The following is a 21227-nucleotide window of genomic DNA, read 5'->3' on the forward strand; positions in this document are numbered from 1 at the left end:
CCTAAAAGAGTGTTGTCTAAGTCTCTAAATATAAGGGTGTGAAAACGTTATTTAATCGAAAAAAAGTGAAATTAGTTAAGATCTATAAAATTAAACGATTTGTTTTGTTGATCAAGTTTTATTAAAAAATAATTTATTTTTCCTTCGTTTTTTTTAATTCCAATTTTAAAATTAAAATAAGTTTGTTTTATTTTTTAGGTTGGTTTGTTATGGGCATCAAGGGAGTAGGCGGTAGCGGTCATAGCGATTATCCAATCCCTTCTCATAATGGAGATGGGGAGAGTGAAAAAAACAGCTCAGATTCAACAAGTAGTAAGGTTAATGCAAAAGTTACTTCTTCCTTACAGGGGGCTCCGTCAACGAATGATGAAAATTCAGTTTCCCCTTATTCTGTGGTGGATGTCACTGATTTAATAGAGAGCGGAGAGTCTTCTAGGCATGTAATAAAGAAATCTATAGAAACAGAAGAAGCTGCTCATCGAGAATCTAGTGTAGAGGGGGCTGGGCATTCTTCTCGCGGAATATTTGGACGGTTGCAAGCAGGATTAGGACGTCTGGCTAGAAGAGTGGGGGAAGCTGTCAGAAATACTGTAGGCTCTATCTTTCCACAAAGAGCTGGTGCTGAGCAAAGAACAGGCAAAGCTCGGACAAAATATTCCCCTTCAGCATCAAGAGGATTACGCCTCATGTTCACAGACTTCTGGCGATATCGAGTTTTGCATCGGAATCCTCCTATGGATGGACTTTTTGCAAAGCTTGATGCCGATGAGGCTGAAGATATGGCAGCTTACACGAAAGAGTATGTTAGCAATCTAGAAAAACGAGGAGCAGCTGATCGAGAAACTATAGAACACTGTCAAATGGTAGCTAAAAATTGGGAAAAAAGAGCTAGAGATTTGCGAGACATGGGGGCCGCAAAAAAATTTTTACGCGACCCTTTTGGTAAGAGTGATCCTAAGTATAAGGGGACACTGCCTGGAGAATACACTGTCGGAAATACCATGTTTTACGATGGACCAGGTGTGAGCAAACTATCAGAGGTTGATACAGGTTTTTGGTTGGACATGGAGAAGCTCTCGGATGCTGTCTTGTCTGCAAATATTCAAAAAGGGCTTCGAGCTCGATTTGTTTTAAATCAGTCTATTCCACAGTTAGAGAGTCTAGAAGAGCGTTTTAGAAAACTGGAGAGTGCTTGCGATGAGGCTCGTGCTTCGTTAAAGGAAGCAGGTTGGATAAAAGAAGGCAAGGAACCTAACAAAGCGCAACGAGCTTTTCGGCGATTTGTAGAAGAAAGCCGGAATCTAGAGCTTTCTTTTGGTAGTTTTGGAGAAAGTGCTCGTCGTCTTTCCGCTCGTGTTTCCCAAGGTTTAGCTGCTGCAGGGGAGGCAATTCGCCGCTGCTTTGATTGTCGCAAAGGCAAATATTCCCTTAAAAAGGACTTGTCTTCTGAAGAATTAAATTTGGCAGAAGAGTTAATTAGGTTTACTGATGAGATGGGGATAGAGAGAGACCCAGATGGAAATTACAATATTCCTTGGGTAGAAAACTGGAGAACAGGAGTTCCTGTTATTGAAGGAGAAGGGGCAGAACATATTTATGAAACGATGATGCCTGTCCAGGAATCTTTTGAGCAGGTTTATGAAGTTATGGATATGGGATTGGAAGAGCGTAGGGATTTTGCTGTGAGTCAACAACACTATCAAGTTCCTCCTAGATCTTCGTTGAATTACGAGACTCCGCGATTCAGAGAATATGACGTTCCACGTAATTCCGCTCGTTCTTATTACGATGTTCCAAGAGTACCTCCCCAAAATGAGGTAGAAGAGATGCATGTGACTAAAGGAATGAGGAGTTCTGTGTATGCTTGTTTTGTAGCAGGAATGCGCAACTACATTGTTTCACAGCCACAAGAACAGATTCCAAATTCTGAACAGGTGGAGCAGCTTTTCCAAGAGCTTATTAACGATGGGGATCAGATAATTCAAGAGCTTATGAAGATATGGAATGAGGAACTAGATAATCAATAAACACTTTTGTTAATGAAGAAAACAAAGCCCCCCAGAGAATTTCTTTGGAGGGCTTTGTTTTATAAAAAACTCGTGCTTCAAATTACACGCAAAAATCAGAGTGTAATTTTAAAGAAAGAAGTTTATTCTCTGTCCGTATGATGGTGACATCCTCCTTTAGAGGAGCAACAGTCGCTATGACGTTTTTTAAAGCAGCATTTAAAGAAGTTTAAGAAGGCTATAACCCCAGCGATTCCTGCCACTACGTAGGCAGCTTGTGTTAACATGGTGCCTTCGCCAAGCAGGCGAGCAACAATATTCACTCTATAACCAGTTGCTCCTAAAATTCCAGCATTTATAGCTCCAAGAACAACAATAAGGGAGGATAATCCTCTACAAACTTTACAAAGCATGACGTTTCTCCAACGTAGACGTGTACCTAACTCCGACTTTTAATCTTTTTTACAATTTAATAAAGTCTTTTTTTGTTCTTTCCATCAAGGGCGTGTTTTGCTGTAGCAAAAGATGCTTCAGTAAGAGCGTTTTTAGTGTAAAAAAGTACGAAGGATTTTATTCTGTATAAGATCATGATGGACCATGTTTAGGATGGAAGATGACACAGTCATATGTAAATAAAGAAGAAATTATTTCTTTAGCGAAGAATGCTGCATTGGAATTGGAAGAGGCTCACGTAGAAGAATTCGTCACATCTATGAACAATGTTATAGCTTTAATGCAGGAGGTAGTCGCTATAGATATCTCGGATATCATTCTTGAAGCTACGGTGCATCATTTCGTTGGCCCAGAGGATCTTAGGGAAGACATGGTAACTTCAGATTTTACCCGAGAAGAATTTTTAGCTAATGTTCCTGTGTCTTTAGGAGGATTAGTCAAAGTCCCTACAGTTATCAAATAAGGTGGATCGCTATGTATCGTAAGAGTGCTTTAGAGTTAAGAGATGCTGTAGTGAATAGAGAAATTTCAGTTACAGCAATAACAGAGTATTTTTATCATCGTATAGAAAGTTATGATGAACAAATAGGATCTTTTCTTTCTCTCTGTAAAGAAAGGGCGTTACTTAGAGCTTCACGTATAGATGATAAACTCGCAAAGGGAGATCCAATAGGTATATTAGCCGGGATCCCTATTGGAGTTAAAGATAATATTCATATCACAGGAGTGAAAACTACCTGCGCATCGAAAATGTTGGAAAACTTTGTAGCTCCTTTTGATGCTACTGTGGTTAGACGTATTGAGATGGAAGATGGGATTTTGCTGGGTAAGTTGAACATGGATGAGTTCGCCATGGGATCTACAACTCGGTATTCGGCTTTCCAACATACTAATAATCCTTGGGACCTGGAGCGTGTCCCTGGGGGATCATCAGGGGGATCAGCAGCTGCAGTTTCTGCAAGGTTTTGTCCTATTGCTCTAGGATCTGATACAGGTGGATCTATTCGTCAGCCAGCGGCTTTTTGTGGAGTTGTTGGGTTCAAACCTTCTTATGGAGCCGTTTCTCGCTATGGACTGGTAGCTTTTGGATCTTCCTTGGATCAAATTGGTCCGTTGACAACTGTTGTTGAAGATGTTGCTTTGGCCATGGATGCTTTTGCTGGTCGCGACATTAAAGACGCAACAACAAGAGATTTTTTCAGAGGGACGTTTTCTCAAGCATTATCTCTGGAAGTTCCTAAGTTAATTGGAGTCCCTAGGGGGTTTTTAGATGGTCTTCAGGAAGACTGTAAAGAAAACTTTTTCGAAGCTCTTGCTGTTATGGAGCGGCAAGGTAGTCGTATCATTGATATAGATCTTAGCGTTTTGAAGCATGCAGTTCCTGTGTATTATATTGTTGCTTCAGCGGAAGCTGCTACAAATTTAGCTCGATTTGATGGAGTTCGCTATGGTCACCGTTGTGCACAGGCGGACAATATGCAAGAAATGTATGCGCGTTCTCGCAAAGAAGGATTCGGAAAAGAAGTCACTCGAAGAATCCTTTTAGGGAATTATGTTCTTTCTGCAGAAAGACAAAATATTTTTTACAAAAAAGGAACAGCAGTCCGAGCTACTTTAATAGAAGCTTTTCAATCTGCTTTTGAATGTTGCGATGTGATTGCAATGCCTGTATGTGCTTCCCCCGCTATTAGAGATACGGATGTTCTTGATCCTGTTTCTCTATATCTACAAGATATTTACACCGTAGCGGTAAACCTCGCTTATCTGCCAGCAATTTCAGTTCCTTCAGGGCTTTCTAAGGAAGGACTTCCTTTGGGAGTGCAATTTATCGGGAAAAGAGGAGCGGATCAGCAAATTTGCCAGGTAGGGTATAGTTTCCAAGAACATTCGCAAATCAAACAATTATATCCTAAAGCAGTGAATGGACTTTTTGACGGAGGAATGGAGTAAAATGGGTATAGCACATACTGAATGGGAGTCTGTGATCGGTCTGGAAGTGCACGTTGAGTTGAATACTGCATCAAAATTGTTTAGTCCCGCGCGCAATCATTTTGGTGATGAGCCTAATACGAATATTTCCCCTGTATGCACGGGGATGCCGGGAGCTTTACCAGTCTTGAATAAGGATGCGGTGCGTAAGGCCGTTTTATTTGGATGTGCTGTCGAAGGGGATGTTGCTTTGTTCAGCCGTTTTGATAGAAAGTCGTATTTTTACCCAGACAGCCCAAGAAATTTTCAAATTACCCAGTACGAGCATCCTATTGTGAGAGGCGGGTGTGTGCGTGCTATAGTAGAGGGAGAGGAAAAAACCTTTGAGCTTGCGCAGACGCACTTAGAAGATGATGCTGGGATGTTAAAACATTTCGGGGATTTTGCTGGGGTGGATTATAACAGAGCAGGAGTCCCTTTAATTGAGATCGTTTCTAAACCTTGTATGTTTAGTGCTGAAGATGCCGTGGCTTATGCTAATGCTTTAGTATCTATTCTGAGCTATATCGGTATTTCCGACTGTAATATGGAGGAAGGATCGGTTCGTTTCGATGTGAACATTTCTGTTCGCCCAAAAGGAAGTAAGGAACTTAGAAATAAGGTAGAGATTAAAAACATGAACTCCTTTACTTTCATGGCGCAAGCTTTAGAGGCTGAAAAACATCGACAGATTGAGGAGTATCTTAGTCATCCAAATGAGGATCCTAAAAAGGTTGTTCCAGCAGCCACCTATCGTTGGGATCCAGAGAAGAAAAAGACAGTGCTGATGCGTCTTAAGGAGCGCGCTGAAGATTATATGTATTTTGTTGAGCCGGATCTTCCTGTTTTACAAATTACGGAATCTTACATTGATGAAGTTCGTCAAACATTGCCAGAGCTGCCTCATAGTAAGTATATGCGTTATATTACAGATTTCGATCTTGCCGAAGATCTTGCCATGATTCTTGTGAGTGATCGACATACAGCTCATTTTTTTGAAACAGCGACTATGTCTTGTAAGAATTATCGCGCCCTTTCTAACTGGATTACAGTTGAATTTGCAGGCCGTTGTAAAGCGACAGGGAAAACGCTCCCATTTACAGGAATTCTTCCTGAATGGGTGGCGCAACTAGTCAATTTCATAGATCGTGGTGTGATAACAGGAAAAATTGCTAAAGAAATTGCTGATAAGATGGTTTCTTCTTTCGGAGAAAGTCCAGAAGACATCCTGAGAAGACATCCTTCATTATTACCTATGACTGATGATCACGCTTTGCGCGCTATTGTAAAAGAGGTCGTGGCTCAAAATGCAGCATCTGTAGAGGATTACAAAAATGGAAAAGCGAAAGCTTTGGGCTTTTTAGTTGGGCAGATTATGAAGCGCACAGAAGGGAAAGCTCCTCCTAAGAGAGTGAATGAATTGTTGTTAGCAGCTATGCGTGATGCATAATTGATTGCGATATCGATACAGTGATAAAACCCTCTCCATAAAGTTATGGAGAGGGTTTTTTTATGAATTATAAAACACCATTATTTAGGTCGAGACCTGTATTTTTTCCTTCTAGGGCTAGGTAGGGGAGATGAGTCCTCATCATCAGAAGACTCTTCTTGATTTTGTCTATGATCCTCTTTATTACGGTGATGACGAGCATTCCGTTCACTTCGAGATGATCTTACAACACGACGTTTTGCTTTAGGAGTAGACGTTTTTGAAGAGGTAGAGGAGCTGCTGATTCCCGAGATATCTCCCAGAGCAGAGGTTTCAGCAGAACTTAAACCTGCCCGAGGTGTGTAATAGACGTCATCAGAATCACTCCCCGAAGGGCTTCTTCTGTTTAATGGAGTATGCAGGATCGATTTTGTATTTGGTAACTCTTTCTTAATGTTAGAAGTGTTGGGAAAAAGCTCTTTTTGGCGGAGTAAAGATTGAGAGTGGAGCACTTCTTCAGATCGCAGAGATCTCTCTGTGTTTGCGATTGATGCAGGAACTTGGCTCCCTTTGTTGGGCATTCCGGGTTTATTACGTCGAGTTTTATCTTTCCTTGCGAGGGAGGAATAACGAACGCTTGTTTGTAGAGAGCTTTCTTTACTTTCTTTAGGGAGTTTGTTTTCCCAGGCTGCTGACTCAATCTGTTTGATTTTATTCTGTTTTTGCCATTGTGAGCGGTTGCTTAAATATTGATAAGTCACTTTATGCAAAGACATTAAGGCAAAGCCTAGAGTCATAGAGCCCATCAAGAATAGTGGATTAGCTAGGATTACAGCCCCTCCTCCTACAGCAATAGCAGAGAACATCAGTCCAGCAGCCGTTCCTGTTAAAATAAAGGGGAGGGAGACTGCCGCTACAGTATCTGCAACTTCTTTACTTTTTGGGGATTCGGCAAGGTCTGAGACAAGGAGTGTTACTCCTAAAGCCCCAATAGCTAAAGCCGGGGCAATTGCAAATAATGCCAATCCGGACCCTTGAGTCCACAGGATAATACTAACAATACAGAGAATACTGATAGCTATCAGGGAGATATCATAAACGTAGCGCAGTTTGGGGTGGCGATCAGGGGCTGTCAAAAACCTTGATAAAAGCCCCTTTACCTGGGGCGATGTTGTTGGCGTTATTGGGGCCATAATTTTTACCAAAAAACAAAAAACGCTAAGTACCAGAACTATTATAAGATAATATAAGAGTTTTAGTGAGACTGTTTTTAATAAAAGGTTAAGATCTTAATTTAATATTTTTTGTATGCAGAAAGAGACTGATTGGGAGAAGTAGGTTGTGTAGATAGGGACGGGCAACTGAGATCGGGAGCGGATGAAGAACGAGAGAGCTTTGTTGTCGTATTTTCAATTTTGAGAGGAGAGGAAGGTTTATGTTCTAAAGCAGGGAAAAGGTGCGTGTAAATTTGGAAACAAGTCTCTGTGGTGGCTAAAGCCATACCGATCGATATTATGGGGAAAATAAACTCAGGAGCCCAAGCGACGCAACTGACAATACCGACAATGATAAGCGCTAAGGAAAAAAGGGAAAGGAAAGTTGCTAGCATGTATCCAGAACAAGCATCCAAGCGTCTATGGCATAAGCTAGAAATTATGCCTTTGATAGGAAAAACGAACAGACCCGCTGCACAAAGTACTGGAAACGTAATGAGTTTAAGTAATCCGAAAATAAACCCTGCGAGAGAAGCTATATACAGTGCCGCCTTAGGATGTTTCTGAGCTAAAGGGCTCATATAGGAAGCGAAAACCCTTTCAGGAAAGACAAGATTTAAAAAATGATCAGGTCCTTTTACAGGCGCAACGGTGGAGGGCATGTTTTCAATCACATTTTATGTAAGATGAAGCCCGCATTGCAGGCATAAAAATTTCTATCCGGGAGATATTCTGACAAAAAATCGAAAAATTGTATCTATTTTATTTATAGTTAATCAGTTTTATTGAGATTTTACTGGATAAAATGTTTTTCTAAACGATTTATTAGTACAATCAGTTCTATTCTCAAGCATTTTACATGCAGTTTGCTAAAAATTTTATTAAGCATTATGATCCGACAGATCCAATTTGATAAAAGAAAAAGAGCCCTGTATCTGGGATCTTTCACTAATTTTATTATGGAATTATATGCTTAAAATACTTTTCCACACGATGACTCTGTTTGGGCATTTATTATCTACGCCGGTTTATATGGTTGGAGACGCTTGTGGTAAAGATCGAGATGAGTATAGAAATCCTCCTCTAAAGGCTTTTTCTATTGAAAGTCAGTTCTTACAAATAGAAAATGCTGATTTCAAAACGCTTCCTAATCAGTCTTTGGGGTATCGACAAACAGATACCATGTTTTTCGCTACTCTCCCAGTTACCGATATGTCTGGATTTCTTGTGTCCGCTCGTTACTTAGGAGCAGAAGTCCTTTGGAAGAGCTCTAAAGATTTGCAAAATACAGATCCACATGCTTTAGGATATTTTGCTTTCCAAGATAAGTCTTTTTATCAGTATGTCTCACTGTCTGCAGGGGCCTATACATTAGCTCTTACTAATTGGCAGTGGTCTGTTCTTTTTTCAGGAATGGTAGATCCTGAAAATATCGAAATGGGATCTGGAGTATACCAGGTCGTTTTATCTTCAAAGTATCATGCTTCGGAAGCATTTGCTGTTGTAATAGGAGTAATTAATGAGGTTGGATTGCATGATAAGCAAGCTTGGCCTTTACTCGGGTTTTCTTATAAGCCAGAAGATAAACTCACTTTAAATTGTATTTATCCGGTGAATTTTTCTGCGGAATATCAATGTACTTCTGTTTGCGATTTAGGAGCGGCTTATCGATTAACTCGGTTTCGTAAAAAATTTCCTAAAAACTCTTTAACTACTTCTGAAGGGATTTTTGAATACTCAGGAAGAGAAATAGAGGGGAGTGTTAAGCTTATTTTTTGGCCGGGGCAGAGTCTGAAAGTATTTGGGGGGTATTCAGTAGGCAATGATATTTCGTTAACTAATCCTCACAATGAGGATGAAAAGATATATAAGTTTGGTTCTTCGCTATTTTTTGGAGGCTCTGCAAATCTACACTTTTAAAAATACGGGATGCTTCTGTTAAGAAGTTGAACCAAGTACTTCATAAAATGTTTTAAAATGTGTTTTGCAAACCTTTTCTAGAACAGGTTGTCCTTTGTCGCGAAGAATCTCTTTTGCTTGCTGTTTAACTTTCCCTGAAGCTCCCTTGAGTAGCCGGACTTGATACTGAGATTCTAGTGTTTGCATAGAAGAGAGAAAAGCATCTCGAGCTAAGATAGAAGCTGCAGCTACTACAACATCTTGTTCTGCACGGTGACGCTGAATTAATTCAATATCTGCTCGTTTTTTTCGGACAGCTTGCAAAAGGACTCTTTCGGAAGAAGCAAATTGATCTGAAATAGCAAAGACGTCCCCAGTAGGTTTAGGAGCCAAATCATCAATAATAGTCGCGTGCGTCCAAGCGAGGAGAGCATTTAGGTTCTGAAAATTAGCGTATAGAGCATTATATTTTTCTGGGAATAAAGTAATGACCTTACAAGTACAAAGCGAGCGGATACTACGAGCTAGAGAGGGGATCTTAGCATCGGAGATAAGTTTAGAATCACAAATGGTTATTTCGTAAAGAGATTCTATAGATTTTATAGAAGGAGCATAGACTCCAGCTGTACAAAGGGGGCCAAAGAAATCTCCTTTTCCAGATTCGTCCACGCCTATGCGTGGACGTAAATCCTGTTGCACATTTTGTATAGAAAAGGAGTGTAAAATTTCGGGTTCAAGGAAAAATTCAACAAATTCTTGAGTTCCCTTTCCTTGTACCACTATTTTCCCAGATTGATATACAGTGCAGCTTACGGTAGAAGATCTTCCTTGAAAAACAGTATGAGGAGGGATAGAAATCACAAACCCTTTTTTCTCTAACTGTTCCCTAAGAGTTGTGAATAGAGAAGGAGAAAGTTGCGAGACGAAAGGGGTGGGCATAATCATCCTAAAAAAATTATCTTTTCAAGAAAGAAACCACAATTAAGGATTTCTCTCCCCATTCTATCACCCTTAAATCTTTATGATCGAAAAATTTTTCTAAGAAAAACACAACCTTAAGTGTAACTCTTGAGAAAAAGTCTCGGAAACTTTGATACTACAAAAGAGGAAATCTAAGAGACTTATTCATTTCAGTAGCAAGAGTCTTTTTCCTTTTTATGGGTGCTAACAAGAGGAATTATATGAGCGAACATGTCCATAAAGAGTTATTGCATTTGGGAGGAGTTTTCCGTTCGCAAAGAGAAGAAAAAGCTATTTCTCTAAAAGATGTTGAAGCTGCAACATCTATTCGCCTGTCTGCATTGGAAGCGATAGAAGCTGGACATTTAGGAAAATTAATTTCTCCTGTGTATGCCCAAGGATTTATGAAAAAATACGCAGATTTTTTAGGGTTAGATGGGGATAAATTACTTAAAGAGCATCCCTATGTACTGAAAATCTTTCAGGAATTTTCTGATCAGAATGTAGACATGTTGCTTGATTTAGAATCCATGGAGGGGAGAAACTCTCCGGAAAAAGCTATTCGGAGTTGGTTAAACTTGGGTTGGGCAGGCGCGTTTGTTTTAGGAGTAGCTTGTATCTGGTGGTTGGGGACTTTGCTACATTTTTTCTAATTGGAATAGGGTTGGGTTTTACGCAATAATTTTCGAAATCTTTGTGTCAGGGGTTCCCCATGCAAAAGCGAAGCTTCCAACTCATTATTAGTGAAAATTTTTCTGGAGCCAGTTCTCTTAAAATGGCTGCGAGTTTTTCTAGATAGCCCAAATAAGTCTACAACCGCAGGGAAACTGTTTGGTATGGTTAAAAGCTCTTCTTCTGAAGCAAAAAAATGCAAAGAGTAGGGAGAAAGGCTGTTTTCAGAAACGAAATCGGAAGTTCCTATAATCGCCAAGGAAAGAGAGGCGTCGGCGTAAAATTCTGCAAATTCTGTTAAGAATGTTTGGGAAGTTTTTAACGATGCTCCTTTTACAATCAGCAAAATATGACTAAAAGCGTAGCAACGTTTGAATTTATGACGAAGTTTTCGTTTCCACCGTTTGTGTAGCCACAACCATTGTTCTGGTTTACATGCGATTCCTTTTTCAAGAAATCGCATGAGCTTGTCCATTAATTGCTCTGTAGATTCTCGTATAGAAAGTTCTGTATTTGCATAAAACGCTTTGCTTGGCACTACAAGATAGTTCCCATTCGGTTGGCGGTAAATAGCTACGGCAATAACAGGTTTTCTCGTTTTGTAAGCTAGTAACGCTGGAGAAGTCGTAGTAAATGCTTGCGATCCGAATAAGGGATAGGAATACTGCGAAGAGAGTAATACTTGATCTCCAACAATTCCTACAACTTCTCCTTTATGGAGAGCTCGCAATGCCTGGTTTATTGCATTTTGGGGAGGGACAATTTTCCCTTGGAAAGACTCTCTTAAGGAAATAATTTTTCTATTGAGTCGAGGATTTTTTACAGGTTTAGCAAAAGCTAAACCTGGGTATCTCTTAGTGATATAAAGGAAAGGTAGTTCCCAATTCGCTTGATGGCCACAGAATAAGATGGCTCCTTCTTGTTGATCTAACCGAGAAAAAAAGTTATTAAGTTCCTGCTGTGAGGAAACCTCTTCTGGAAAGAAACCTTCAGGAGCGTCTTCTGAAGAGGCGATAGTAATAATTTCATCAATATGTTTGGCGAATTTATCTACAGTTGCAAGCTCTATAAATGTAATAATCACTTGCTGTACAGACTTCAAGGCAATTTGATAACGTTCGGTAAAGCTTTTTTCTGGAAATGCAAGAGCTAAATTAGTAAGAGCAGTTTTTCTGAAGTCCGAAATAACATAAAAGATGGTTGTCCCTAAGCCCTTGCCAAAGAGTTGTAAAGAAGATCGTGGGAGCAGGCGAAGAATGGTTAGGATTCCAAGACCTAAACCATAAACGAGATGATCAACGAGAACTTTTCCTCCCGAACGTAACATTTTAAAGAGCATAGTATGTATTCCGTAGGGCCGATGTTGCTAGTGGTCATAAAACGAAGCTTTTTTTATTAGAAAAGGAGTTGGCTTCTTCGTATAAACCGCTATTTTAGTTTAAAAACACGTATCATAGCATCAGGCAGATTTTTTATTTAAAGAGGAAGAAGCGACTTGAATAATAACCTTATTTCCTGATGTTCGCGCTGTCAAAGCTAAAGGCTCTCCATTTTGGTCAAATAGTGTAAGTTTACGCAAGTATTCTCTAAAGCGATGTCGAATTCCTGCTTCATCCAGGAGCATATGTTTAGTAATTTCGCGTTCTTGAGCAAGGACTGCTTGAACAAAGGCATCTTCTAAGGTTTTTTCGTCTAAAAATTCTACAGCCCAATGGATGAAGCGTTCTTTCTGAGATTTTATGGAAGGTTCCATAATGATGGTGAGAGCAATATTATTCTTTACAACATTCAGAAATAGATGGCTGACATCTTTTACATAGAGAGGAAGGTCTAATTGGTAAATTCCATGATTCAGGACCAGTGGAGGATTCTGCTCAAGATAATAATTTTGAGGATTTATAAATAGACTGTCCTCTACAGGGAAAAACAAAAGAACAGGAAGATTGATATTGAGGGGGATGAACTCTTGTTTTAAGAAAACAAGCCGTAAAAAATCTGCTCGAGGATCATTTAATTCCACATAGCTGTTATTAAAAGGGATATACACTTTTTTCCAATCTTCAGGAACATGGTATACTATTTCATCAGGATTTCCTTGAGCTAGGCGACTACTGTCTAGTTCTTCAAAAGAAACTGTATTGAGATTGAAGGTAAGATTTAGCCCTTGATCCTTCAAAGAAGAGACGAATTCTTTAGGGCCACTTACCTTTTGTACTAAGTACTTTGGCCAAACATCAAGATATTCATATCCTTTAGGGGCTTTCCCTATAGGCTTTGTAATAGTGACAGCAATATCTTCCGTAACAAGTTGAGTTAGACGAATAAAAATATCTTCAGATGTTAAATTTTTGATATTTTGGCGCAGGCGAATGTCTGTATCTAAACAAACCAAATTATAAGGATCAATAGTTTCTATCCAACTTTCGGTTCGTCCTTTAGCACTAATCACAATCTCTAGGTCGGTGGGGCGAAGTTTTTCAATAACCGACTTATTCCCAGTTATCATCAGTGCTACTTTTTTCTTTAGCAAGCCATCGGGTTGCAAGCCAATGACTGTTTGTTCTGGAGATAGATCAATTACGCGTACTGGAATATTATGAAAGGTCCTTGTCACAGTCATAGACTGATTAGCTAATACCCAGATAATAATGGCAAAACCTAAAGAAACAAGTTTTTGTAACCAATTATGTGAAATCCACGAGACGAAAGGGATCATTTTTTACGCATCCAGGAGATAATAGGGTTTGTTTTTCTTTCATTGCGTGTTAGGATACTTCGTAAGATGGCTTTAAATCTATCTGGCTTCACTCCGCGAGTTAAGACTCCGTCTCGTGCTAAAGAAACTGCTCCGGTCTCTTCTGACACAACGATTATGAGAGCGTCGGTGCGTTGGCTAGCCCCAAGTGCTGCTCGATGGCGAGTCCCCATGGAGCGCGAGAGTTGTGTAGTGTCATGAGCAAGAGGAAGAATCACTCTTGCATAGGAAATAGTTTCTCCTTGCATTAGGACTGCTCCATCATGTAGATGGGAAGACGGCTCAAAGATAGCTTCAAGAAGTTCTTCAGAAAAGACAGCGTTGATTTTCACAGCAGAGAGAGAAAGTAGTTCATTTACAAGATGTTCGTTCTCTAACACAATAAGAGCTCCAATTTGTCGCTCAGACATGCGATAAATGCAGCTTGTCAAATGGTCGATGAATTCGTTCTGCATGTTAACTACAAAATTCCCTCTGCGCAAGCGCACCCTAGATAGTGCAAGACGAATTTCAGGCTGGAAAATAATGAACACCACGATTGCCGCAATATTTACTACACGGAGCATCAAATTACGGATAACTGGGAGATGCAGTTTTTCTGAAAGAACGAACAAACTGAGAAAAGAAAGTAAGCCAAAGACCAGGTCCATGGCCGCTGTTCCCCAGAAAAACTTTAGTAAGTAATTAAGGACAATCCAAATTAAGGCTATCTCCAACAGAGGTGTGGTGTAATACATCATACCTACAAACATTTATTAAGATAACCCTAGCTGTTGAAGTGTTTTCATTATTTCTTAGTAAAATCCTTGAAAATTATCGCGGACGAATCGAGTTCAATGGAGGTCTTAATAATGTCTAAAGGAGAAGACCCTCCCTCAGTTTAGCTGGAAGAGGGTTAATGGCAAAGTATTTTATGGAGAGGACTGATTTAACAACTGATGACAGGGAAACGTGCGTAGTATATATACTACAGAGAATGCAAATAGTTTTTGATTTGGAGAGCCAAATATGAGTGCTGAGATGTTGGCGAGAGTGCAGTTTGCGTTGTTTATTGGATTTCATTACCTCTTCGTTCCTATCAGCTTAGGATTAAGCATGATGATAGTTCTTATGGAAGGGCTCTATCTATTCACAAAAAAGAGTATTTATAATCAGCTAACTTGGTTTTGGATTAAAATTTTCACGCTAACTTTTGTAGTCGGTGTTGTTTCTGGACTTATGCAAATTTTTTCTTTCGGATCAAATTGGTCTCGATTTTCAGAATACACTGGAAATATTTTTGGGATGTTCTTAGGTAGCGAAGGAATGTTTGCTTTCTTCTTGGAATCGGGATTTTTAGGAGTTTTGTTATTTGGCCGTCATAAGGTATCTAAGAAAATGCATTTTTTTGCAGCTTGTATGGTAGCTTTAGGTGCTCATATGAGTGCTTTTTGGATTGTTTGTGCGAATTCTTGGATGCAGACGCCTTCTGGTTATGAAATGGTTATGCGAAATGGAGTCCTGATTCCCCAAATGACTTCTTTTTGGGCGGCTGTACTATCTCCTTCTGCTTTGCAGCGTTTTACACATGTTGTTCTTGGAGCATGGTTATCTGGAATATTTCTTGTTTTATCTGTAAGTGCTCATTATTTGCGTAAAGATCGACATACAGAATTTGCGAAACAAGGGTTAAAGCTTAGTATGTTTTCTGCTTTGCTAGTTTTGGTTTTGCAGCTTTGGTCAGCGGATGTCACTGCTCGAGGAGTTGCTAAGCACCAGCCTGCAAAACTCGCTGCTTTTGAGGGAGTGTTTAAAACACAAGAGCATACACCGATTTATCTGCTTGGCATTGTTGACATGAAAAAGGAGCGAGTAATTGGCATTCCCATTCCTTCCGGATTATCGTTTCTAGTTCATCGAAATGCAAAAACACCTGTTACAGGACTTGATCAGTTCCCTAAAGACGAATGGCCAAATGTATCTTTCGTCTTTCAAACTTATCATCTGATGGTCATGCTTTGGGGAGCTATGGTTCTTTTATCCCTAATAGCGTTTGCTGTGCATAAGAAAAAAGCTTGGGCTTGCAGAAAAGGAGTTCTATGGATGCTTTCGCTTTCCGTGTTATGTCCAGAGCTATGCAATGAAATTGGCTGGATTTCTACAGAAGTTGGGCGTCAGCCCTGGGTCGTCTATGGTTTATTAAAAACCAAAGATGCAACGTCGCCTATCGTTAATGCAGGACAAATTTGGCAGTCTTTGACTCTATTTTCGATAGTTTTTGTATGTTTATTGAGTGTTTTTATTTCTCTTCTTTTGAAAAAAATAGGAGAGGGACCAGATGATAAAGACCTTGTAGAAGCAGATTGGTGAGGGCTTTCATAATGGAGTTAGCAACGATTCTTCCTGTTATTTGGTATGCCATTCTTTGTATTGCAGTATTTGCTTATGCTTTAGGGGATGGGTTTGATTTGGGATTAAGCACGATCTATTTTCTTTCGAAAGAAGAGAAAGAGCGTCGTTTGTTATTAAATTCGATAGGCCCTGTCTGGGATGGTAATGAAGTTTGGTTTGTGATCATATTTGCAGGGTTATTTGCAGGATTTCCATCTGCTTATGGAACATTGCTTTCTATCTTTTACATGCCTATTTGGACAATGGTCATGTTATACGTGTTTCGAGGCTGTTCTTTAGAGTTCCGAAGTAAGGCTGAGTCTCGTCGTTGGAAGTTTTTCTGGGACATTCTTTTTTCTGCTTCAGGGACGTTTATTAGCTTCTTTCTCGGAACTTTATCTGGAAATTTATTGCTTGGACTGCCAATAGCTCCGGAGACTTCTTACAGTTCTTTGTCTTGGGGACTATTTTTTCGACCTTATTCTGTATTATGCGGGCTATTTGTAGTTGCTGCCTTCGCTTTACATGGGATTAGTTTCGCTTTGACTAAAACAGCAGAAGGGTTTCAATTACGATTGAAAAATCGGTTCTATTATGTTCTATCTGCTTACTTAGTTTTGTATCTTGGTTTACTTATCGCTACAATGCTAGGGAGACCTCATGCTATTGGAGTTTGTTGTCGTTTGGGAATTGGGACGGGTATTCCCGCTTATCCATTATTGATTTTATTGGCTGTAGCAACATTTTCTTGTTGTTATGCAGAAAAGAAAGCTATGGATGTCTCTAAATACGGCAAAGCTTTTGCTTTCTCCTGTATTAATTTGTTATTCCCAATATTAGCTTATAACGTATTGCTTTTCCCTAATTTGCTAGTGTCTTCTGTAGATGGTCGTTACACTATAACGATTTTTAATGCAGCTGTGGACCCTAAGGCTTTACAGCACCTCATTACTATTGTTTTAATCGGTCTTCCCTTTGTCATTGCTTACGCAGTATACGTGTATCGAGTGTTCAGAGGAAAAACAGATTTCCCTTCAATTTATTGAATGGTTGCTACTGTCAGAAATATAGGGCTTGTTAAAAGCTCTATATTTCTGAAGACAGGAAGCAGTGGGGGAAACAGATTTTGTTGAAAATAGTTAAAGCAGTGTCGCTGCTGCTGCTGCGAGTTCAGAACGTTCAGTTCTAGTCATGAACATATGCCCGTATAAAGGCAAGTGGCGAAATTTTCCTACCAGATAGGTAAGGCCATTGGAGTTTTCGTCAAAGTACAAACTATCTATTTGAGTGGGATCTCCTGTTAAAACGATTTTTGTTCCCTTCCCTGCTCGAGAAATGATTGTTTTGACTTCATGAGGGGTGAGGTTTTGCGCTTCATCAATGATCATAAATACCTTAGGTAGGGAGCGTCCCCGAATATAGGTCAGTGCTTCCATCTCTAGTTTTTTGGTTTCCATTAAGCTGTGGAGGGTTTCTGCAAAATCCCCCATATGATTGACATCGAACAGGAATTCCATATTATCATAGATAGGCTGCATCCAGTGCATGAGTTTTTCTTCTTTTATTCCGGGAAGAAATCCAATATCTTTCCCCATAGGAATAATAGGTCTGCTAACCAGCAGCTTATTATATTTGGGGTTTTCGAAAACTTGATACATAGCCGCTGCTAAAGCTAGGATAGTTTTCCCTGATCCAGCTTGTCCCATTAGTGTAACGAGTTTAATGTCATCTCTTAGCAATAGATCTAATGCGCAGCGTTGTTCTATGTTAAGAGGTTTAACTCCCCAAATTTTTTCTGGGGAAGGTTTTAGTGCTATAATTTTTTGATCATTAGGACTAAAACGACCACAAGCGGAATGGGTTTCATCATCTCCTGAAAGGAAAAAGTACTCATTGGGAGAAGGTGGGGAGGAGAGATCGGAGGGGAGGGCTATCGCTCCGTCCTTATAAAAGTATTCGATCTTGCTATTAGATACTTTGAGTTTTCTGTGGCCACGATAAAGGGAGCGAAACGATACGCATTTGTTTTCGTAATCTTTGGATTCAATACCCAAAGCCTCTGCATGGACTCGTCGTCCAAGACTTTTAGTTACAAAAACAACAGGTTCTCTTTGAGAAATGATTTGAAGTAATTCTAGAGTGAGGTGTTTTTTTTGCTTCTCACTGTTTGAAAGATTTGCAAGAGGAGAAACTTCTATACATAACTCGCTACCATTTTTTAATAAAATCTGCCCAGTAGTGGGTTTTTCTGATTGTTCCAGTAGCAAACGAATATGACTTAATGCTCGAGAAGCATTTTTCCCCGATTCATCACGGAATTTAGCGCAAGATTCTAGCTCTTCAATTACCGTGAAAGGAACGATAATGCGAGTATTGGAAAAAGAGGAGAGAGCCTCAGGGTCATAAATAAAAACGCTAGTGTCGATAACGGAGGTTTTTTTCATTACAAGTTCCTAATTCACTCGATGGTAAGAGGTAAACTACTTCGATGTGTATCATATTAATAAAAATTAAAACATGTCTTTATTAGATAGGGAAAACAAGATTGGTTTTTAGCAATCAGGTCGCATGTCTGCTAATCTGTTTGTCAAAAATATCCCACCTTAACTACAATGCCGAGGAAAGCGAGTCCTTCTGTTGGAGGTTGTTATGAAAGTCAAAATTAATGATCAGTTAATTTGTATCCCCCCATATATTTCTGCTCAATGGAGTCAAATAGCTTTCATAGAGTCCTATGATGGGGGCACAGAAGGTTGTGCTACCTTAAAACTTCATCTGGTGGATGGAGAGACTGTTTCTATACCGAATCTTGACCAAAATATTATCAATGAAGCGTTTCAAGAGCATTTGCTCTATTTAGAATCGCTAGCTCCTCAGAAAGGTAGAGAGGAGGACAAAATTGGTTCGCTATTAGGAGCTATCCAACAGGTTACTAAAGGATGTGAAGTACAAATTTTCCCTCAAAAAGGTTTGGTATCTATGCTTTTAGGAGGGTCGGGTCCTATCGATATGTTGTTGCAACATTCTCCGGAACATAAAGATCACCCTGATCTTCCAATCGATCTTTTGGAGAAGTTAGCGCAGATGATGCGTTCTTTGTCTATAGGATCTACATCTATTTTGGCTAAACCTGAGCCTCATTGTAATTGTTTACATTGTCAGATCGGCCGGATTGCGGTAGAGGAAGAGGATATTGAGGTTTCAGAAGAAGATTTAACTTTCCGCTCGTGGGATATCTCTCAGTATGGAGAGAAAATGTATACCGTTACGGATCCTTTGAATCCAGAAGAGCAGTTCAATGTGTACTTAGGGACTCCAATTGGGTGTACATGCGGGCAGCCATATTGCGAGCATGTGAAAGCAGTTCTTTATACGTAATGGTTTTGTGGGAGGGAAATAAAGGTCAAATCGTCTCGGTTGACTTTTTCCTTTAAGTCAATAATAATCTCCCTCTCTAGGGGTCTCGTCTTCTAGGGCTGCGGATGCCTATGTAGAGGCCTGGTTTTTAGCAAATTGCAGGAGTTTTTGCGTGCGAACGTTGTCTATTTCTATGCTCATTCTTGCCCTTTCTTGTGGGGAAAACACCTGCTTATGTGCTGCGGATTCCCCCAAAGCGAAAGTTGATGCTTCCATCGGTAATGGGGCAAGTTTTTCTCCATTTACAGGAGAAATCAAAGGAAATCGTGTGCGTCTACGTCTGGCTCCACACACGGATAGTTCTATCATCAAAGAATTATCTAAAGGTGACTGCCTGGCTGTTTTAGGAGAAAGCAAGGACTATTATGTAGTGGCTGCTCCTGAAGGGGTTAGGGGTTATGTGTTCCGCACTTTCGTTTTAGATAATGTTATTGAAGGGGAGAAGGTTAACGTTCGTTTGGAACCTTCGACTTCCGCACCTATTTTAGCAAGATTATCCAAAGGAACTGTTGTGAAAACCTTGGGTGCTGCGCAGGGGAAATGGGTGGAAATTGCTCTTCCTAAGCAGTGTGTCTTCTATGTTGCTAAGAATTTCGTCAAAAATGTGGGTGCTTTAGAGCTATACAATCAGAAAGAAGGGCAGAAGAAAATCGCTTTAGACTTGTTAAATTCTGCTATGAGTTTCGCTGATGCTGAGTTGCAGAAAAAGGTAGAAGACATTGATCTAGATGCCATTTATAAGAAAATGAATCTAGCTCAGGCAGAAGAGTTTAAAGATGTTCCCGGGTTACAACCTTTAGTACAGAAGGCTTTGGAAAGAGTTCAGGAAGCTTTTCTTGCAAAGTCCTTGGAAAAGGGCTCACACAAAACTGTAGAATCCTACAAACCTGTGGAAACTCAAGCTCAATTACAGCCACAGCGTCAGGTTATAGAAGAAAAGAATGTGTCGGTGGTTCCAGAGGCGCCGGTTTTGTCGCAAGTAGAAGAGCCGAAGAGTGTCCTAACTTCCTCTAGTGAAGTAGAACCTTTGCAGGACGTTGGTCCTATAAAAGGTTCGCTGTTATCTCATTATATTCGTAAAAAGGGATTTGTTAAGACTTCTCCTGTGGTAGAAGGGAGAGAGAGCTTTGAACGATCTTTGTTTGAGGTTTGGGTAAATCTTCAACCTGAAGAGATTCGAAATGGACTGACTATGGAGTCTTTCTATAGAGATGAGCAGAAGAAAAAACGGGTGCTGACCGGGGAACTTGAGGTATATCCTCATATCGTTAAAAATAATCCAGGTGATTATCTTTTGAAAAATGGAGAAGATGTAGTGGCATTTGTTTACGCCACGAGTATTGATTTAAGTAAATGGCTAGGGAAACGTGTGGTTTTAGAATGCGTTTCTAGGCCGAATAATCACTTTGCCTTTCCTGCCTATATTGTTTTGTCGATAAAAGAGGGCGCTTGATTGAGCTAAGAAAGCCTTGCTTTTTCTAAGAAGCAAGGCTTTTTGAGTTATTCAAAAGCTGTTTGGTGTTTCAACAAAGTGGTGTTTAGGAAAAGGTATAGCCGAAGGGGGGTATCCCGGCGAGCCAATAGAATCTCTGTTACTTGGAATAGCAAGGGCAAAAGAGAAGTTTTTGTAGAAAAACGTTTTGACTGCTCGGAAGACCTTCAAGAGAAGAGCTCCAAGAGAAACAAGCGCTTTAATTCCCAACACTTCTTGTATGGCCGTTGCTCGGGCTTTCGGCCATTCTTTTCTAATAATTGAGCACGGGAACCAGGAGCAGGGGATGGTGGGATCGTTTTTGCAAAGGAATCCCCCGGTTCTCTCTGTTAGTTCCTTCTCTAATCTGCGCATGTTGCACAAAGTGCGTATTCCTACAACGGTGCTCAAAACAGGAACATAGCTGCAGAAAGAGGTTATCCTATCGCGATGAAGATAGTTGCGTTGCAAGCAATCCCACGCCGGAAAGGTGTCAGCATTATGGGCATGCTGCATGAAAAAGAAAGAGCTAGAAAAAATGTACATGAACAATACTCCCTAAAAATTGGGTTTTTAGCTTTCTGAATGAAGGGAGAGATGTGAACAATTTTGA

The 21227-nt window shown here is 40.0% G+C and carries 19 protein-coding genes; 10 read left to right on the top strand and 9 right to left on the bottom strand.

Annotation, left to right across the window (positions count from 1 at the left end):
• Nucleotides 1-209: 209 nt before the first annotated feature.
• A complete protein-coding gene (locus TC_RS01355; protein ID WP_010229986.1) occupies nt 210-2027 on the top strand; it encodes a type III secretion system early effector TepP in 1818 nt (605 codons plus the stop codon).
• Nucleotides 2028-2149: 122 nt separating this feature from the next.
• On the opposite strand, the gene TC_RS01360 is transcribed toward TC_RS01355, so the two are convergent.
• On the bottom strand, nt 2150-2419 hold the full coding sequence (locus tag TC_RS01360) for a DUF378 domain-containing protein (protein ID WP_010229989.1): 270 nt from the start codon (nt 2417-2419) through the stop codon (nt 2150-2152).
• Between the two features lie 200 nt (nt 2420-2619).
• Here TC_RS01360 and gatC point away from each other — a divergent pair, with 200 nt between their 5' ends.
• Genes gatC through gatB form a run of 3 tightly spaced genes read left to right on the top strand, consistent with a single transcriptional unit; the run spans nt 2620 to nt 5877 of the window.
• On the top strand, nt 2620-2922 hold the full coding sequence (gene gatC / locus TC_RS01365) for an Asp-tRNA(Asn)/Glu-tRNA(Gln) amidotransferase subunit GatC (protein WP_010229992.1): 303 nt from the start codon (nt 2620-2622) through the stop codon (nt 2920-2922).
• Between the two features lie 11 nt (nt 2923-2933).
• Nucleotides 2934-4409, top strand: coding sequence for an Asp-tRNA(Asn)/Glu-tRNA(Gln) amidotransferase subunit GatA (gatA, locus tag TC_RS01370; RefSeq protein ID WP_010229994.1), 1476 nt, complete (start codon nt 2934-2936; stop codon nt 4407-4409).
• A gap of 1 nt (nt 4410) precedes the next feature.
• The gene (gene gatB / locus TC_RS01375) at nt 4411-5877 is read left to right on the top strand and encodes an Asp-tRNA(Asn)/Glu-tRNA(Gln) amidotransferase subunit GatB (protein WP_010229997.1); all 1467 of its coding nucleotides are present in this window, start codon (nt 4411-4413) and stop codon (nt 5875-5877) included.
• A gap of 80 nt (nt 5878-5957) precedes the next feature.
• Here gatB and TC_RS01380 read toward each other — a convergent pair whose 3' ends face one another.
• Together TC_RS01380 and TC_RS01385 are read right to left on the bottom strand one after the other, a co-directional pair.
• Nucleotides 5958-7049: an IncV family inclusion membrane protein gene (locus TC_RS01380; RefSeq protein WP_029589508.1), complete on the bottom strand. Its 1092-nt coding sequence runs from the start codon at nt 7047-7049 to the stop codon at nt 5958-5960.
• Nucleotides 7050-7150: 101 nt separating this feature from the next.
• A complete protein-coding gene (locus TC_RS01385; protein WP_010230002.1) occupies nt 7151-7732 on the bottom strand; it encodes a DUF5422 family protein in 582 nt (193 codons plus the stop codon).
• A 307-nt stretch (nt 7733-8039) separates the two neighbouring features.
• Here TC_RS01385 and TC_RS01390 point away from each other — a divergent pair, with 307 nt between their 5' ends.
• Nucleotides 8040-8990 (top strand): hypothetical protein, encoded by a 951-nt coding sequence (locus TC_RS01390; RefSeq protein WP_010230005.1) that lies wholly within the window; start codon nt 8040-8042, stop codon nt 8988-8990.
• Nucleotides 8991-9008: 18 nt separating this feature from the next.
• Here the strand turns inward: TC_RS01390 and rnhC are convergent, their stop codons facing one another.
• On the bottom strand, nt 9009-9908 hold the full coding sequence (gene rnhC, locus TC_RS01395) for a ribonuclease HIII (protein ID WP_010230008.1): 900 nt from the start codon (nt 9906-9908) through the stop codon (nt 9009-9011).
• A gap of 242 nt (nt 9909-10150) precedes the next feature.
• Here rnhC and TC_RS01400 point away from each other — a divergent pair, with 242 nt between their 5' ends.
• The gene (locus tag TC_RS01400) at nt 10151-10582 is read left to right on the top strand and encodes a helix-turn-helix domain-containing protein (protein WP_010230011.1); all 432 of its coding nucleotides are present in this window, start codon (nt 10151-10153) and stop codon (nt 10580-10582) included.
• Here TC_RS01400 and TC_RS01405 read toward each other — a convergent pair.
• The 3 genes from TC_RS01405 to cdaA all read right to left on the bottom strand — a co-directional run bounded on the left by TC_RS01405 (nt 10579) and on the right by cdaA (nt 14108).
• Nucleotides 10579-11940 carry a lipid A biosynthesis lauroyl acyltransferase gene (locus TC_RS01405; protein WP_010230014.1) on the bottom strand — a complete coding sequence of 454 codons (1362 nt, stop codon included), beginning with the start codon at nt 11938-11940 and terminating at the stop codon, nt 10579-10581. The genes TC_RS01400 and TC_RS01405 overlap by 4 nt on opposite strands.
• A 120-nt stretch (nt 11941-12060) precedes the next feature.
• Nucleotides 12061-13317: a hypothetical protein gene (locus TC_RS01410; protein ID WP_010230018.1), complete on the bottom strand. Its 1257-nt coding sequence runs from the start codon at nt 13315-13317 to the stop codon at nt 12061-12063.
• Nucleotides 13314-14108, bottom strand: a complete 795-nt coding sequence (gene cdaA, locus TC_RS01415; RefSeq protein WP_010230020.1) for a diadenylate cyclase CdaA — start codon at nt 14106-14108, stop codon at nt 13314-13316. Before cdaA ends, TC_RS01410 begins: the two co-directional genes overlap by 4 nt.
• 256 nt (nt 14109-14364) lie before the next feature.
• Here cdaA and TC_RS01420 point away from each other — a divergent pair, with 256 nt between their 5' ends.
• Both TC_RS01420 and cydB read left to right on the top strand, forming a co-directional pair.
• Nucleotides 14365-15705: a cytochrome ubiquinol oxidase subunit I gene (locus tag TC_RS01420; protein ID WP_010230026.1), complete on the top strand. Its 1341-nt coding sequence runs from the start codon at nt 14365-14367 to the stop codon at nt 15703-15705.
• A gap of 11 nt (nt 15706-15716) precedes the next feature.
• Nucleotides 15717-16772 (top strand): cytochrome d ubiquinol oxidase subunit II, encoded by a 1056-nt coding sequence (gene cydB, locus TC_RS01425; protein ID WP_010230030.1) that lies wholly within the window; start codon nt 15717-15719, stop codon nt 16770-16772.
• A gap of 93 nt (nt 16773-16865) precedes the next feature.
• Here cydB and TC_RS01430 read toward each other — a convergent pair whose 3' ends face one another.
• On the bottom strand, nt 16866-18170 hold the full coding sequence (locus TC_RS01430) for a PhoH family protein (protein WP_010230038.1): 1305 nt from the start codon (nt 18168-18170) through the stop codon (nt 16866-16868).
• Nucleotides 18171-18375: 205 nt separating this feature from the next.
• Between TC_RS01430 and TC_RS01435 the strand changes: the two genes are divergently transcribed.
• Both TC_RS01435 and TC_RS01440 read left to right on the top strand, forming a co-directional pair.
• Complete coding sequence (locus tag TC_RS01435; RefSeq protein WP_010230040.1) at nt 18376-19104, top strand: hypothetical protein; 729 nt, start codon at nt 18376-18378, stop codon at nt 19102-19104.
• A gap of 172 nt (nt 19105-19276) precedes the next feature.
• The gene (locus tag TC_RS01440) at nt 19277-20596 is read left to right on the top strand and encodes an SH3 domain-containing protein (protein WP_010230042.1); all 1320 of its coding nucleotides are present in this window, start codon (nt 19277-19279) and stop codon (nt 20594-20596) included.
• Between the two features lie 51 nt (nt 20597-20647).
• Here the strand turns inward: TC_RS01440 and TC_RS01445 are convergent, their stop codons facing one another.
• Nucleotides 20648-21160 carry a hypothetical protein gene (locus TC_RS01445; RefSeq protein ID WP_010230044.1) on the bottom strand — a complete coding sequence of 171 codons (513 nt, stop codon included), beginning with the start codon at nt 21158-21160 and terminating at the stop codon, nt 20648-20650.
• Nucleotides 21161-21227 lie beyond the last annotated feature (67 nt).

The organism is Chlamydia muridarum str. Nigg (genome assembly GCF_000006685.1).
Classification (GTDB): Bacteria; Chlamydiota; Chlamydiia; order Chlamydiales; family Chlamydiaceae; genus Chlamydia; species Chlamydia muridarum.